Origin of the sequence: Acinetobacter sp. WCHAc010052 (assembly GCF_002165295.2) — a bacterium.
Classification (GTDB): domain Bacteria; phylum Pseudomonadota; class Gammaproteobacteria; order Pseudomonadales; family Moraxellaceae; genus Acinetobacter; species Acinetobacter chinensis.
In genome coordinates this window covers 1,389,166-1,404,096 of sequence record NZ_CP032143.1, presented here as the reverse complement: position 1 = coordinate 1,404,096, position 14,931 = coordinate 1,389,166, and the positions used below count along the sequence as shown (strand labels likewise).

Sequence of the window (14,931 nt, the reverse complement as noted above, 5' to 3'; positions counted from 1 at the left end):
AATGGGACTCTTCACCGAGGTTGTAAAATGAGACAAACGATTTTAGCTGTATTGTCTTTATCTACGATTGCTGCACTCTTAACTGGGTGTGGTGGTGATATGGTACTTCTAAACTCTAAAGGTCCAGTTGCTGAAGGTCAAAGTAACCTCATGATGACTGCGATCTACCTGATGCTATTGGTCGTAATTCCGTCAATACTCATGGCTGTTTGGTTTGGTTGGAAATATCGCGCGTCGAATAAAGATGCAGACTATAAACCTACCTGGGCACACTCAACTACTATTGAAATCGTAGTTTGGGGTATTCCCGTCATTATTATTGCTATTCTTGCTTACTTAACATGGAAAGGTTCACATGAATATGATCCTTACCGTCCGATTGAGTCAGAGAAAGCACCACTAACCGTTCAGGTTGTTGCTGAGCAGTTCAAATGGATCTTTATCTATCCTGAACAGCAGATCGCAACTGTTAACGAAGTTCGTTTCCCTGAGCAGACTCCTGTCAATTTCCAGATCACTTCCAACTTTACAATGAACTCATTCTTCATTCCTAAGCTGGCAGGTCAGGTCTATGCAATGGCAGGCATGAAAACTCAGCTGCACATGCTGGCAGATGAAACCGGTGTATACCGTGGTTTCTCTTCCAACTACAGTGGTTACGGTTTCACTCAGATGCGCTTTAAAGCACACAGCGTCACTGAAGCCGACTTCAACAACTGGGTTGCAGCTGTTAAAGCAGGTAACGGTACTACTGTAAATGCAGAAGCAGTACAGAAACCTGTTTTGGATCAAGCAGAGTTGGCTGCGCTTAAAGATGGTGACCGTTCTAAGCACCAGATTGAAGCTATGGTCAAAAATGCTCACACCCCAGAAGAAAAAGCCCTTGCAGAAGAAGCTGAACGTAAAGGTCCATTCCCTACTAAGCCTCATCCTGTAACTTATTATTCTTCAGTTGAGCCTAACCTGTTCGATGGCATTATCAGAACATATATGAGTAACTACCATGGTGATGACCATGCTGCTCATGGAACTGCCAATGCTGCTGAACATGCAACTGCTTCAGTAGAGGAATAAGACATGTCAGTATTATTCGGTAAACTAAACTGGGACTCTATCCCATACCAGGAACCTATTGTACTTATTACCATGATCATCATGGCAATTGGTGCGGTTGCGATTCTTGGTGGTATCACCTATTTCAAAAAATGGGGATACCTATGGAACGAATGGTTTACTTCTGTAGACCATAAAAAAATCGGTATCATGTATATCCTTGTTTCTGTAGTCATGCTTGTGCGTGGTTTTGCAGATGCAATCATGATGCGTCTTCAGCTGTTCCTTGCTAAAGGTGGCGGCGAAGGTTACTTACACCCTGACCATTACGATCAGATCTTCACTGCGCATGGCGTAATCATGATCTTCTTCGTAGCAATGGGTCTTGTTGTAGGTTTGATGAACATCTCTGTACCTCTTCAGATTGGTGCACGTGATGTAGCATTCCCATTACTGAACTCCCTGAGCTTCTGGCTGTTTGCCGGCGCTGCGGGTCTGATGATGGCTTCTCTTGTACTGGGTGAATTCGCTGCAACTGGCTGGATGGCATATCCTCCTCTTTCAGGTATTCAGTATTCTCCTGGTGTGGGTGTGGATTACTACATCTGGGCACTTCAGGTTTCAGGTCTTGGTACGCTTCTGACTGGTGTTAACTTCTTCGTTACCATCATTAAAATGCGTGCGCCTGGCATGGGTCTTATGGACATGCCTATCTTTACCTGGACTGCTTTATGTACAGCGGTACTGATCATTGCATCATTCCCTGTTCTGACAGCAACGCTTGCAATGCTGACTCTGGACCGTTACTTCGACTTCCACTTCTTCACAAATGACCTGGGCGGTAGCCCAATGCTGTATGTGAACCTGATCTGGACATGGGGTCACCCAGAAGTATATATCCTTGTATTGCCTGCATTTGGTCTATACTCTGAAATCGTTTCAACTTTTGCACGCAAAACGTTGTTCGGTTACAAATCAATGGTGTATGCAACCATCGCGATCACAGTACTTGCGTTCGTAGTATGGGTTCACCACTTCTTTACAATGGGTGCTGGTGCCAACGTTAACGCGTTCTTCGGTATCATGACCATGGTTATTGCGATTCCTACTGGTGTGAAAATCTTCTCATGGTTATTCACTATGTATAAGGGTCGTATTACATTCACATCACCAATGTACTGGACACTGGGCTTCCTTGTGACTTTCGGTATCGGTGGTTTGACTGGTGTATTAATGGCTGTTCCGCCTGCGGACTTCCTGGTACACAACTCTTTATTCCTGATCGCTCACTTCCATAACGTTATTATTGGTGGTGTAGTATTTGCAATGTTTGCAGGTATCACTTTCTACTGGCCGAAAATGTTTGGCTGGAAACTGAATGAGACCTGGGGTAAAGCATCTTTCTGGTTCTGGTTCTTCGGTTTCTACTTTGCATTCATGCCGCTTTATATCCTTGGTTTCATGGGTATGACCCGTCGTCTGAATACATATGACAACCCAGAATGGGATCCGTACCTCGCTATTGCACTCTTCGGTTCTGTCCTTGTTGCAATTGGTATCTTCTGCTTCATCATGCAGGTTGTTGTAGGCTTCTTACAACGCGAACAAAACATGGATCACACTGGTGACCCGTGGGATGGCCGTGTACTTGAATGGGCTACTTCATCCCCTGCTCCATTCTATAACTTTGCTGAACTTCCAAAAATCAATGGTATTGATACTTTCTGGAACGACAAAGAGAATGGTGTAGCATATGCTCGTCCAACGAAGTATGAAGATATTCATATGCCGACTGACCGTGCTGCTGGCTTCGTAATTGCAATGTTCATTACTGTAATGGGTCTTGCTTTAGTATGGCATGTGTGGTGGTTGGTTATCGCTACGTTCATTGGTGCTATCATCAGTTTCATCGTGAGTTCTTTCACGAAAAAAGTGGACTACTATGTTCCTGCAGCTGAAGTGGAACGCATCGAAAACGAACGTTATGCTTTACTTGAAAAACACTTGAAGAAGGACTAAGGATATGGCTGAAGTACTTCATCACGACAACCATGGACATGACGATCATCATCACGATGATACTGATCTGACCGTCTTTGGTTTCTGGACCTACTTGATGAGTGACTTGATTTTATTCGGTACACTCTTCATCGCGTTCGCTGTATTAAGTGGTCATGTTCCACCAGGTACGCCAAGTGCAAAAGAATTATTTGGTGAGTCTTTAGGTTTCGTTCTTGTAGAAACTTTTGCACTCCTGATTTCTTCTGTAACATTTGGTTTTGCAGTTCTTGCTTCATATAAGAAAAATGTCAGCCAGGTGATTATGTGGCTGGCAATTACATGGGTATTCGGTGCAACCTTTATCGGTATGGAACTTTATGAATTCAATCATTTAGTTCACGCCGGTCACGGTCCTAGCACAAGTGCATTCCTGTCTTCGTTCTTTGCGCTGGTAGGTACACACGGTATTCACGTAACTTCAGGTCTTGTATGGATGCTGGTATTGATGTATCAGATCAAGAAAAATGGTCTGACGCTTCCTAATACTCGCCGTCTTGCTTGCCTGAGCTTATTCTGGCACTTCCTTGACATCGTTTGGATCTGTGTATTCAGCGTAGTTTACCTGATGGGAGTTCTCTAATGAGTCATGAACATAACGCAGCTGGTGCTTCGCACGGCAATGTAAAGCAATACACTATTGGTTTCATCCTATCTGTCCTGTTAACCATCATCCCTTTCGGGATGGTGATGGCAGGTGGTATTGACCGCGGTGTTGTAGTTGCAGCAATTGCAATTACTGCTGTTGCTCAGGTTCTTGTACAGTTGGTTTTCTTCCTGCACATGAACTCATCATCCGAACAGCGCTGGAACGTAATTGCATTCGTTTATACGATCATGTGTATTGCGGTTCTACTGATTGGTTCTGTATGGATCATGAACTACTTACATTCAAACATGATGCTCTAGGGTGTCATGTTGAAAAAATATCTATTCCTGACTAAGCCAGGAATTCTCTTTGGTAACTTCGTTACCACTCTGGGCGGCTTCTTCTTAGCCGCTCAGGGGTCTGTAGATTTCCTTCTTCTCCTTATCACACTACTGGGTACAACCTTGGTTGTTGCATCAGGCTGTGTCGTCAATAACGTCATTGATCAGGATATTGATCAAAAGATGGAACGGACGATGAATCGCGCCCTGGTCAAAAAAACCATCAGCCCATCTGTTGCTTTGACTTTCTCAGCAATACTTGGAATTGCAGGCTTTGCCCTGCTGTGGTTTTTTGTCAATGCATACGCTTTTGGTTTTGCTGCTCTTGGTTTTGTGGTTTACGTTATTTTTTATAGCCTGTGGAGCAAGCGCACCACCATTCACCAGACAGTGATTGGCAGTATTTCTGGTGCAAGCCCACCTGTCATCGGTTATACCGCTGTTTCCAATGAATTTGATGTTGCTGCACTGCTGATTTTCTTAGCTTATGCATTATGGCAAATGCCACATTCATGGGGAATTGCTGTTTACCGTTTCAATGACTATAAAAATGCAGGAATTCCTATTCTGCCTGTTGCCCGCTCCATCCATCGGACCAAAGTTGAAAGTCTGATTTATGTTGTGCTTTTTGCAGCAGTGTTGAATGGTCTATATTGTTTTGGCTATACCAATATATTTTTTCTGATTATTTTTAACCTGATGTGTGCATACTGGGTCTATCTGTCCATCATCGGCTTCAAAGCTGAAAATGATCAGATCTGGGCTAAACGCTATTTCTTATATTCTGTCATTTTAATTACAGCACTAAGTTTCAGCTTCAGTTTCAGCTACGTCTCCCCTGCACCACACTTACCTATTTTTTAAAAAAAGATAGAGTCCGCTCTATCTTTTTTATTTACAATCCAGTTTTCAGCTCAAAATAATTCAAATACCATACTTACTTTCCTGATCACTCCCCATACCCTTCACATGAACCTCTCCATATAATCGACTGCTCCAAACTGCATAACGCCATCAAAATTTAAAATATATATTTTTAAAACCCGTCACGCTGAGTTAATGCATACCCAAACCTGCAATAACTTCCAGATGCTCATACAGAGTTTAAACCTGTAATCAAATTTTCCCCCATATACAGTATGAGCTACAGGTACTTCACTTAAAGAAATAAAATCATCAGATCACCCTTCAGTTAAAATCTGAATATCCTGCTTAAAATACAGATATCACATTATTTATCTGATCAAAAAATACCAGATCCCATGCGTAATTGCTGGCGAAATTAAGACAGAAATCCAAAGCCACATTAAACCTTTCTTATTAAGAGCCTCAATGATTACAATATAAAAAGAAAAGACAAACATAATATAAAAAATGATTGCAAACCATTTGACGAAAAAGAACCAGGCGCCCAGCTCATTGAGCTGATCTACCTCGGTTAAGTACGAATGAATACTGGTGCTGAAATAAAGTGGTTTATAAAAAATATAGTGGAATATAAGTAAAATATGGCGTGTAACAGGCTCAAATTCATACCATCTCTTTATTACTTCCCATACAAAGTAACCCGCAGTACCGATTACAATCAGCTCTATAGGAATCGCGGGTTGAGCCCCGCCAGAATGATAATTTCCAGAATCTGAATTACGGTTCGACCTGAAACTCTCCTGATCTGCAGCCTGTTGCCGTTTATAATTTATATGACTTGAGGCACAATTTGCTGAACAATAGTTATCATTCATACTGACCGAATAGAAATGCTTTCCACAACCCTTACAATAATGAGAATACATAAATCACGTTAAGTTTTTGATACAAAATCAATTTTATACAAATTCAGTTTAAGAATTAATTGTAAAAAGTGACTATTCCAGCAATTTCCCTACATAAAATTATGATTTTTTAGGGAGTTACTCTTATTTTTTTCTTTGTAGCTGATCAAATATATATGCCTTAATTTAAAAACCGGCGACATTTATGCTGACAAACAGCAAAAATTAAAATCCTGTCACCTGACGGGTTTTATTTCTCTCCACAACTCACACAGTACTGACTGATCATCAGATGTATCCTGCACAAATACCTGACAATAATTTACACACAAAAAAGCTGAAATAAAAAAACCCACTAATAATTAGTGGGTTTTAATATACTGATATATCAGCAAATTCTGGTAGGTTTAACCAGATTCGAACTGGTGACCTCTACGATGTCAACGTAGCGCTCTAACCAACTGAGCTATAAACCTAATGTGAGAAGCATGATATTCAGTTTTATTTTTTAAAACAAGCTTTTTCCTGACTTTTCAGAACGTATGTGCATCTTTTAATCAAAATCTTAAATTTCTTTTCTTTTCTGATGCTTATATCACCAAATTTGTTTTCAGCATAAACAGATGCTGCTTCAGTAAATATAGCTTTATCACTTTCTACGACCTCTTGTGCCAGCCTGGTCAGCCACTGTGTCACCGTTTCAGCTGGCAACCGCTGGTATGGCTCAGACAATGCATTAGACAGATTCTGCACCTGCTGATCATCAGAACTCAACTGTACCCGACTTTTTATAAAAATAAATGCTGCGTAAATTAATGCGAGTAAAGTAACTGCTGTTACTAATATACCGGCTAATGAATAAGATGAATGCAGTCCAAACCGCTGTAACCAGTTTTGTTGAGCTGCTGCATCATACCCGACAACTTTGCTCTGCCACTGATAGCTCGCATAATCACTCCAGATTCTGATATTCCGTAAAATCTGAAGCTGCTGATATTTCCATTCAGCCGTTCCTTCACCCAGTATCTGCCGCTGATCGCTGATTAAATTCTGCATGCCCTGATCTATACGCTGCGGGGCAATAATAGCGGTTGGATCAAATCGCACCCATTTTCCATGCAACCAGACTTCAGTCCATGCATGGGCATCCATCTGTCTCACCTCCCAGCTTTTCAGATCCGGTGCTGCTTCACCGCCCTGGTACCCAACCACAATCCTGGATGGAATACCTGCATAACGCAGCAACATTGCAAAACTGGATGCATAATGCTCGCAAAAACCCTGTTTTGTTTTAAACAGAAACTCATCCACGCGGTTCTGCCCAAGCCGCCCTGGACTTAATGTATAGACAAACCCCTGCATCTGATACCATTTCAACACATTGCTGATATAAACCTCAGGATCATTACCACTTTGCTTAAACAGTTTTAATGCAAACTGTCTGGACTGCTCATCACCAGCAACAGGTACTGCAGTAGCAGTTCTAAGCATCATGGCATTGGCGGCTTCATGTGATGCAGTATTATTTCCCTGTGTACCAATCCAGATCAGAGGAATAGATTTTGTCGCACCACGCAGTCCTGACGGGCTGATACTCCAGTCCTGCTTCAACTGATATCTGTCCGTAGCCGGTAATGATTTTTCCAGCCCCATAACCCAGTTCTGCTGTGGATCTGCTGGAATATACTGATACTGCAACAGACTCCGGGTCGGCTGTTCAATCGGTCTCATGGGCTGCTGATTGATAAACCCCGATGTCCAGGTTATTCCATCATATTCGTCCAGTACCATTGCCCGCCAGTACAGTTCATGTCGGGGTGGCAATTTCTGAATATTTCCACTGATACGGAATGCAAGCTCACTCGACTGAGAAAGTTCTGCAATATCTCCAGGTGACATTCTGTCACTCAGACCAGTCACCCCTTTTGAATCAGGAACAGGGATATACCACAGTGGCGGAAGTCGAGGAAAAAACAGAAAAAGCAGTAAAAAAAATGGAAATGCAAAGCCAATAAATTTCAGGATATCTTTCAGATCCTGGTGAAACGTATGCGTCCCCTTTTTTAGCTGAATAAATTCTGTAGTCTGAATTCTGTACAGACCGATCAGACAGCTGACCAGGCACAACACCACCATAACAGCCATCCACATCGACTGACTGTATAAAAAATAACTGGCACAGACAAAAAGTGCGAAATTAAACAGAATAATCAAATCCCGTCTATTCCTTGTTTCCAGTGCCTTTGCAAAAAGAAAAGTGGTTAAGGTCGCAACACCGGCATCGACACCTAAAAAGCTTTTATAACTGAAAAAAATACTCAGCAATGCCAGTACAGTCAGCAGATAAGTCCATTTTTTTGAAATATGGCTATCCTGTTTACGCTGGCTATAGTAAAAATACAGACTCATCAGCACCAGTATCAGGCTGAATATCCAGGGACTGAACATGACCTGAGTCAGCAGAATAAGCACTAAAGTCAGAGTCGCGGAGTTTCTTATTGATAAATTCATGTTTAAGCCTGTGCCAGTAGCAGCTTTGCCTGATTCAGCTGATTCAGTCCCACACCTGAAGCAAGCTCTGCTTTCGGTAGATACATGGCATAAGCATGCTGCTCCTGCTCGCATTGCTCTACTATACCCATCATCATACTGAGCTTTTCTTCATGTGAAAAAGCCGGCATCTGCGAATAATGAATTTCTATTTTTCTCTGATCCTCATACTGCTCAAATACCTTGATATACAGCCCCTGACCACGTGCCGCCTGTTTCCAGGAAACAGCCTGTAATGAGTCGCCATCCTGAAAAGCACGCAACTCACGAAATTCATCCATATCTGGCTGAAAGCTCTGGCGGTGCTTTTTATTTTCAGTACTGTGACTGAGTGGTTTCGGAGCAACCCATGTTTCAGCCTGTATAAACAGATAGGTCCATGCCCTCACCAGTCCGAGTGGATACAGTGAATACAGACGGATATCAGGATATTGAAACAAACCTCTGTCTGCTGCATGAAAATGAAGTTCTATATGCTCACTCAGTTCGGATATTTTTATTTTTTCAAGCTGTTCTCCTGCCTGTATCCACAGATAACGCTGCTGTAAGCGTGGCTGTTTAAAATAGAGTGTCATTATCACTGGCTGACCGACCTGACCGACATCCATTGCTTTCAGTTCTATCTGAAGCTCATGCAACTGTTTAAAAGTCAGATAGAAACTGACACATAAAACAGCACTGATCAGAAAGCAAAAGCCTAAAATCAGGTTATTTGCATAATTCACACCTGCAATAAAAGTAATCAGAATTAATACCAGGTATAAAAACCCCTGCTGCCAGATAAAAACAAAAATATCATTCTGTTTTAAAACTTTATGATCCTGTACCTGAAACCGGCCTGAGATCCACTTTTGCCATCTGCGCTTTAACATGACTGCACCCTAGCTGACTGAAACCCGCTGCATCAGCATTTTTGCTTCATCATCTGACAATCCTGTTCTATGTGCAGTCACTGCAACAAATACTGCCTGAATATCATCTGCTGTCACAAAGGTTCTCTGCTCAATCAATGCATGCGCCTGAGCTGCCCGCTTCAGTGCCAGCACACCTCGGGTCGATAAGCCATGTCTGTTCTTACGACTCTCCTCGACAAGATTCAGCAGATAATCCAGTGCGGCATCGCCGGTATAAATCTGTTCAGTCAGTGTCTGAAGTTCAAGTATTTCCTGCTCATTAAATACATGAGCCAGTTCAGGAATTAAATCATGCCGTTTACCCTGCTGAAGAAGCTGTTTCTCTGCGGCTCGGGATGGGTAACCCAGTGATAAACGCATCAGAAATCTGTCCAGCTGAGACTCAGGCAAAGCATAAGTTCCACTTTGAAATAATGGATTCTGAGTGGCAACCACCCAGAATGGTTTTGGCAGGACATGCCGCTCACCATCAACAGTCACAAAACCTTCTTCCATTGCTTCAAGCAAAGCACTCTGAGTTTTCGGGCTGCAACGGTTAATTTCATCAGCCAGTAAAATCTGGGTAAACACAGGGCCATTTCTGAACTCAAACTCATGCGCTTTCTGATTAAACATATTTACCCCAATGACATCACTGGCAAGCATGTCATTGGTGAACTGAATCCGCTGGAACTTCAGCCCAGCCAGACGAGCCAGCACACTGGATAATGTTGTTTTCCCTAAACCCGGTAAATCTTCAAACAGAATATGACCACCAGCAAACAGACAGCACAATGAAAGTCTGGTCTGCTTTTCCTTATCCAGAATAATGGTGTTGATTTGCTGAAGAAACTGCTGAATACGAGGTGCATATTGATCTACCTGCTGTTGCAGCAAATGCTGCCCATCTATGGATTCCTCTTTATGAACCCTGTTTGCGCCCCAGATCACAATATTCCCCAATAAAAAAACAGTGCATGTTCAACATACACTGTTTTCTGTTTTTTCCAAAGAAATCAGTTGATTTACAGACTGATTCCCAGGCTTAACAAGGGCATTTTTTTAATGTCCCACCAGCTGAAGGATATCGGGCATCAACACAATAGCGGTGGAAAGTTTTTTCATCCATCGGGCTTAAATCAGGATGATGCTTTTTCATATGCTCAACATAGTTGGCATAATCAGGTACACCCACCATCAGTCGGAAGCTCTGCTGTAAACGCTGCCATATCAACTGAATTGTTCGGATGCCATTCAGCATTAAAAACTTTTTCGGTTGTGCAAGCAGTGTAAATTTAATGATTTTACCTACAGCCAGTTTCTGACGGATCTGCTCTTTCAGTTTCATTTCACTTCTCCAGCAACAGGTATTTCATCGCTGTATATTGCTTCAGCTTCATTAACCGTAGGCTCTGGATTTGCCAGTGCACGGCGAATGACACCAATTGCAGCCAACAGCATAACAACTGCAACAATCATGAAGAATGCACAAAGTACCGCATTGATCTGGTTGGAAATCACAATCGTATGCATTTCCTCAAGTGTTTTCGCAGGTTTTAAAATTTCGCCTTTAGCAATTGCATCGGAAAATCTGTTTGCCTGAGCCAGGAAACCGATTTTAGGATTTTCATGGAAAATCTTCTGCCAGCCAGCCGTCATACAGGTAATGAAAAGGAAAACTGTAGGCACAATAGTAACCCAGACATATTTTTCTTTTTTCATCTTGAACAGAATGACTGTACCCAGAATCAGTGCCATTGCTGCCAACATCTGGTTACCGATACCAAACAGTGGCCATAGGCTGTTAATACCACCCAATGGATCGACCACACCCTGGTAGACGAAGAACCCCCACCCTGAAACAGCGACCGCAGTCCCGATCATATTCCCCACAAAATTGTGTGAATTTTTCAGTGCAGGTACAACAATACCAACAGTATCCTGAACCATAAAACGGCATGCACGTGTGCCTGCATCCACAGCGGTCAAAATGAACAGTGCTTCAAACAGAATAGCGAAGTGATACCAGAATGCCATCATTTCACGGCTGTTAAAGATTTCTGTAATGATATGCGCCATACCGATTGCAAACGTTGGAGCACCACCTGTACGGGACAGAATAGTCGATTCACCGACTTCTTTTGCAAGTAAAGTCAGCGCTTCAGGGGTCACAACAAAGCCTAAATTTCTGACTGCTTCTGCTGCGCTTTCCACCGTTGTACCCAGTACTGCGGCTGGCGCATTGATTGCAAAATAAACACCAGGCTCAAGTACGGTCGCACAGATCATTGCCATGATGGCAACGAATGATTCCATTAACATGCCACCGTAACCGATGACACGGATGTTTTTCTCATTATCAACAAGTTTAGGTGTGGTTCCTGAAGATACCAGCGCATGGAAACCGGAAATCGCACCACAGGCAATAGTAATGAACAGGAATGGGAACATTGAGCCTGCAAATACAGGACCTGTACCATCAATAAAATGCGTGACTGCCGGCATTTTCATTTCAGGCAGTGCAACAACAATACCAATCGCCAGTCCAACAATAACACCAATTTTCAGGAAGGTTGACAGATAATCACGCGGTGCCAGTAACAGCCAGACCGGTAAAACTGAAGCAACAAAACCGTAAATAATCAGACACCAGGTCAGCTGTGTACCTGTCAGTGTGAAGAATGCTCCCCAGTAAGGATGCTGTGCAATATCACCACCAAAAATAATGGCAGCCATCATCAGAACAAAACCGATAATGGAAACTTCTGCAATTTTACCCGGACGGATAAATCGCATATAAATTCCCATAAACAGCGCAATCGGAATGGTTGCAGCAATACTGAACACACCCCATGGGCTGTTTGTCAGTGCTTTGACAACCACAAGTGCCAGTACCGCCAGGATGATAATCATCACACCTAAGGCACCCAGCATGACCACTACACCGGCAAATGATCCAAGTTCCTGTTTCGCCATCTCACCCAGTGAGCGTCCATCACGACGGGTTGAAATAAACAGAACCAGAAAATCCTGTACCGCACCAGCCAATACTACGCCCACCAGTAACCAGATCGTTCCCGGCAGATAACCCATCTGAGCTGCCAGGATTGGACCAACCAGTGGACCCGCACCAGCAATTGCAGCAAAGTGATGTCCAAATAATACATATTTATTGGTCGGTACATAATCCAGACCATCCGCCAGACGCTGCGCAGGCGTCAGTCTTCTTGAATTCAGTTCAAAAACGCGGGTTGCAATAAACAGACTGTAAAAACGATAAGCAATACTGTAGACACAGGCCGCCGCTAAAACCAGCCAGACCGCATTTACATGTTCACCACGGCTGAGAGCGAGAATCCCGAACGACACTGCTCCCACAATTGCGACTAAAAACCAGATGATTTTGGCTGTCATACTGGATTTTGTTTGAATAGATTCCATCTCAATCCCTCATATCTGTTGCATCAAATCAGCTTGAAATTCTTATTGTTCGAGGTACCGCTGTTTTTCCTTTGCGAATGTACTCCTTATACTTTACTTTTCACCCAATACTTTGGTATGAAAATCTTCTGAATGCTTATAATTAACACGATCTCCACATGATAATTTCAATATATTTCTTGTTGTTTACATTTTATTAAACAGATCATTCCTTCTCGAAATTATCTTATCCCACACATTATTCATCTAATACTTTAGTATTAAAAAAGGGATGATTTTCATCATCCCTTCTGTCTTACCTGAATCAGCATGCATTAAGCACGTTCAAGGTAATCACCTGTACGGGTATCAACACGCACACTTTCTTCCTGCTGAACAAAAAGTGGTACACGGACAACAGCACCAGTTTCAAGTTTTGCAGGTTTACCGCCACCGCCAGAAGTATCACCACGGACACCTGGATCAGTTTCAACAATTTTCAGTACAACAAAGTTTGGTGCACTTACGTTTAATGGAACGCCATTAAACAGCATAATTGTACATTTTTCATTGGAGTCATCTTTCAGCCATTTAGCAGCATCGCCCATTGCAGTTTTATCTGCTGCAATCTGTTCAAAGCTTTCTGGATCCATGAAGTTCCACAGCTCGCCATCGTTGTAAAGATAATCCATCTCTACTTCAACAATATCTGCTGCTTCTAAAGATTCGCCAGATTTAAATGTTTTTTCTAAAACTTTACCTGAACGAAGGTTACGCAATTTTACGCGGTTGAACGCTTGACCTTTACCAGGTTTTACGTATTCATTTTCCATGATTGAACATGGGTTTCCGTCAAGCATTACTTTAAGGCCTGACTTGAAATCATTTGTAGAATAATAGGCCATGAATGGCACACTCCAAACTTACTGGTTTAATCTATGGACGCGAAGGAATATTGCTGAGTTATCAGCTGAGCGACAGAGAGCATCTGTGCTGAAACCACCGCGTGAGCAATGTTTAGTATTCTAAATAAGCAACACACAGCAAAGCAATATAAAAAATGCCCCTGAGCCTTCGGCTTACAGGTAAAATGTCTGAACAAGGTTCGCAATTTCTGACCATGGTAACATCAATGGCAGGTTTCACACCTTGTTCTGAACAATTTTTCCAACAACGCATCAGGTTTCAGAAATTGCCTGCAATCCCTGACCCAACATTATTTAACACGTGGCATGATAAACTATTTGTACCAAGAGCAAAACTGGCAATCTCAACTCAGTGATCTGATCACAGACCCTCTCGAATTGCTTGAACAGCTCAGACTCTCCCCTGAGCAACTATTATCAGGTGCAATTCTTGCTTCTGAACAGTTTAAATTACGTGTACCGCGAGCGTTTGTCGGAAAAATGGTCACAGGTGACCCACTTGACCCACTGCTCCTCCAGGTTCTCCCTCATCATCTTGAGCTGGAGGAACATCCTGACTTTGTCACAGACCCACTTGCTGAAGAAAATGCAAACCAGCAACCTGGTGTTCTTCACAAATATAAATCCAGATTTTTACTGACATTAACAGGTGCATGTGCCGTACATTGCCGTTACTGTTTCCGCAGACATTTCCCCTACCAGGAAAACCTGCCTAAAAATGAAGACTGGCTTAATATTAAAGCTTATCTTGAAAGTCAGCCCGACATAAATGAAGTGATTCTGAGCGGTGGAGACCCACTGACACTCTCAAACCGGAAACTTGCGTTGTGGATAGAGCGACTTGAGTCCATTCCCCAGTTAAAATTTTTGAGAATTCATTCACGGGTTCCTGTTGTAATCCCCAACAGAGTCGATGAAGCACTGATTTCCATTTTAAAAAACAGTAGGCTACGCATAATTCTGGTGATACACTCAAACCATGCATCAGAGCTGGATGATTTTACCTGTTCCAGACTGAAGGAGCTGACTCAGCAACAGATCACTGTACTGAATCAGGCTGTTTTATTGAAAGGGGTAAATAATTCAGCTCAGGTCCTGACCGACTTAAGTTACCGACTCTTTGATGCGGGTGTAATGCCTTATTATCTTCATGTGTTAGATAAAGTGAAAGGTGCTCACCATTTTGATCTGATGCCTGACAGCATTGATCTTATTTATAAGGACGTTTTAGCGAACCTGCCAGGCTATCTGGTTCCTAAACTCGTCAGGGAAATTGCGGGCGAAAAAAACAAGACACCGCTTTTTGGGGTTTCAACTTATTGAGTTAAA

Annotated in this window: 13 protein-coding genes and 1 tRNA gene; 6 read left to right on the top strand and 8 right to left on the bottom strand. The window is 42.5% G+C overall.

Going from position 1 to position 14,931, the window contains the following annotated elements; translation table 11 throughout:
- The first annotated feature begins 27 nt into the window (after positions 1-27).
- The 5 genes from cyoA to cyoE are packed head-to-tail and all read left to right on the top strand — an operon-like array spanning position 28 to position 4,905.
- Complete coding sequence (gene cyoA / locus CDG61_RS06950) at positions 28-1,074, top strand: ubiquinol oxidase subunit II (protein ID WP_087511442.1); 1,047 nt, start codon at positions 28-30, stop codon at positions 1,072-1,074.
- A 3-nt stretch (positions 1,075-1,077) separates the two neighbouring features.
- On the top strand, positions 1,078-3,072 hold the full coding sequence (gene cyoB, locus CDG61_RS06945) for a cytochrome o ubiquinol oxidase subunit I (protein ID WP_087550312.1): 1,995 nt from the start codon (positions 1,078-1,080) through the stop codon (positions 3,070-3,072).
- A 4-nt stretch (positions 3,073-3,076) separates the two neighbouring features.
- On the top strand, positions 3,077-3,694 hold the full coding sequence (gene cyoC / locus CDG61_RS06940) for a cytochrome o ubiquinol oxidase subunit III (RefSeq protein WP_087511438.1): 618 nt from the start codon (positions 3,077-3,079) through the stop codon (positions 3,692-3,694).
- Complete coding sequence (cyoD, locus tag CDG61_RS06935) at positions 3,694-4,020, top strand: cytochrome o ubiquinol oxidase subunit IV (RefSeq protein WP_087511437.1); 327 nt, start codon at positions 3,694-3,696, stop codon at positions 4,018-4,020. Before cyoC ends, cyoD begins: the two co-directional genes overlap by 1 nt.
- Positions 4,021-4,026: 6 nt before the next feature.
- A complete protein-coding gene (gene cyoE, locus CDG61_RS06930; protein WP_087511435.1) occupies positions 4,027-4,905 on the top strand; it encodes a heme o synthase in 879 nt (292 codons plus the stop codon).
- A 371-nt stretch (positions 4,906-5,276) separates the two neighbouring features.
- Here the strand turns inward: cyoE and CDG61_RS06925 are convergent, their stop codons facing one another.
- The 8 genes from CDG61_RS06925 to efp all read right to left on the bottom strand — a co-directional run bounded on the left by CDG61_RS06925 (position 5,277) and on the right by efp (position 13,581).
- Positions 5,277-5,783: a hypothetical protein gene (locus CDG61_RS06925; protein ID WP_087550313.1), complete on the bottom strand. Its 507-nt coding sequence runs from the start codon at positions 5,781-5,783 to the stop codon at positions 5,277-5,279.
- Between the two features lie 429 nt (positions 5,784-6,212).
- Positions 6,213-6,289, bottom strand: a tRNA-Val gene (locus tag CDG61_RS06920).
- Positions 6,290-6,314: 25 nt separating this feature from the next.
- On the bottom strand, positions 6,315-8,324 hold the full coding sequence (locus tag CDG61_RS06915) for a transglutaminaseTgpA domain-containing protein (RefSeq protein ID WP_087550314.1): 2,010 nt from the start codon (positions 8,322-8,324) through the stop codon (positions 6,315-6,317).
- A gap of 2 nt (positions 8,325-8,326) precedes the next feature.
- Positions 8,327-9,235, bottom strand: coding sequence for a DUF58 domain-containing protein (locus CDG61_RS06910; RefSeq protein ID WP_087550315.1), 909 nt, complete (start codon positions 9,233-9,235; stop codon positions 8,327-8,329).
- Between the two features lie 9 nt (positions 9,236-9,244).
- Positions 9,245-10,168 (bottom strand): AAA family ATPase, encoded by a 924-nt coding sequence (locus tag CDG61_RS06905; RefSeq protein ID WP_416240709.1) that lies wholly within the window; start codon positions 10,166-10,168, stop codon positions 9,245-9,247.
- A gap of 133 nt (positions 10,169-10,301) precedes the next feature.
- Positions 10,302-10,604, bottom strand: coding sequence for a YbdD/YjiX family protein (locus CDG61_RS06900; protein WP_087511427.1), 303 nt, complete (start codon positions 10,602-10,604; stop codon positions 10,302-10,304).
- A complete protein-coding gene (locus CDG61_RS06895; protein ID WP_087550316.1) occupies positions 10,601-12,697 on the bottom strand; it encodes a carbon starvation CstA family protein in 2,097 nt (698 codons plus the stop codon). Before CDG61_RS06895 ends, CDG61_RS06900 begins: the two co-directional genes overlap by 4 nt.
- Before the next feature lie 314 nt (positions 12,698-13,011).
- Entirely contained in the window at positions 13,012-13,581 is a 570-nt protein-coding gene (gene efp / locus CDG61_RS06890; protein ID WP_087511423.1) for an elongation factor P, read from the bottom strand.
- Between the two features lie 327 nt (positions 13,582-13,908).
- On the opposite strand from efp, the gene epmB reads away from it, so the two are divergent.
- Complete coding sequence (gene epmB, locus CDG61_RS06885) at positions 13,909-14,925, top strand: EF-P beta-lysylation protein EpmB (protein ID WP_087511421.1); 1,017 nt, start codon at positions 13,909-13,911, stop codon at positions 14,923-14,925.
- Positions 14,926-14,931 lie beyond the last annotated feature (6 nt).

Coding starts and splice junctions, on each gene's coding strand:
- cyoA (WP_087511442.1), top strand. CDS start 28: ATGAGACAAACGATTTTAGCTGTATTGTCTTTATCTACGATTGCTGCA.
- cyoB (WP_087550312.1), top strand. CDS start 1,078: ATGTCAGTATTATTCGGTAAACTAAACTGGGACTCTATCCCATACCAG.
- cyoC (WP_087511438.1), top strand. CDS start 3,077: ATGGCTGAAGTACTTCATCACGACAACCATGGACATGACGATCATCAT.
- cyoD (WP_087511437.1), top strand. CDS start 3,694: ATGAGTCATGAACATAACGCAGCTGGTGCTTCGCACGGCAATGTAAAG.
- cyoE (WP_087511435.1), top strand. CDS start 4,027: ATGTTGAAAAAATATCTATTCCTGACTAAGCCAGGAATTCTCTTTGGT.
- CDG61_RS06925 (WP_087550313.1), bottom strand. CDS start 5,783: ATGAATGATAACTATTGTTCAGCAAATTGTGCCTCAAGTCATATAAAT.
- CDG61_RS06915 (WP_087550314.1), bottom strand. CDS start 8,324: ATGAATTTATCAATAAGAAACTCCGCGACTCTGACTTTAGTGCTTATT.
- CDG61_RS06910 (WP_087550315.1), bottom strand. CDS start 9,235: ATGTTAAAGCGCAGATGGCAAAAGTGGATCTCAGGCCGGTTTCAGGTA.
- CDG61_RS06900 (WP_087511427.1), bottom strand. CDS start 10,604: ATGAAACTGAAAGAGCAGATCCGTCAGAAACTGGCTGTAGGTAAAATC.
- CDG61_RS06895 (WP_087550316.1), bottom strand. CDS start 12,697: ATGGAATCTATTCAAACAAAATCCAGTATGACAGCCAAAATCATCTGG.
- efp (WP_087511423.1), bottom strand. CDS start 13,581: ATGGCCTATTATTCTACAAATGATTTCAAGTCAGGCCTTAAAGTAATG.
- epmB (WP_087511421.1), top strand. CDS start 13,909: ATGATAAACTATTTGTACCAAGAGCAAAACTGGCAATCTCAACTCAGT.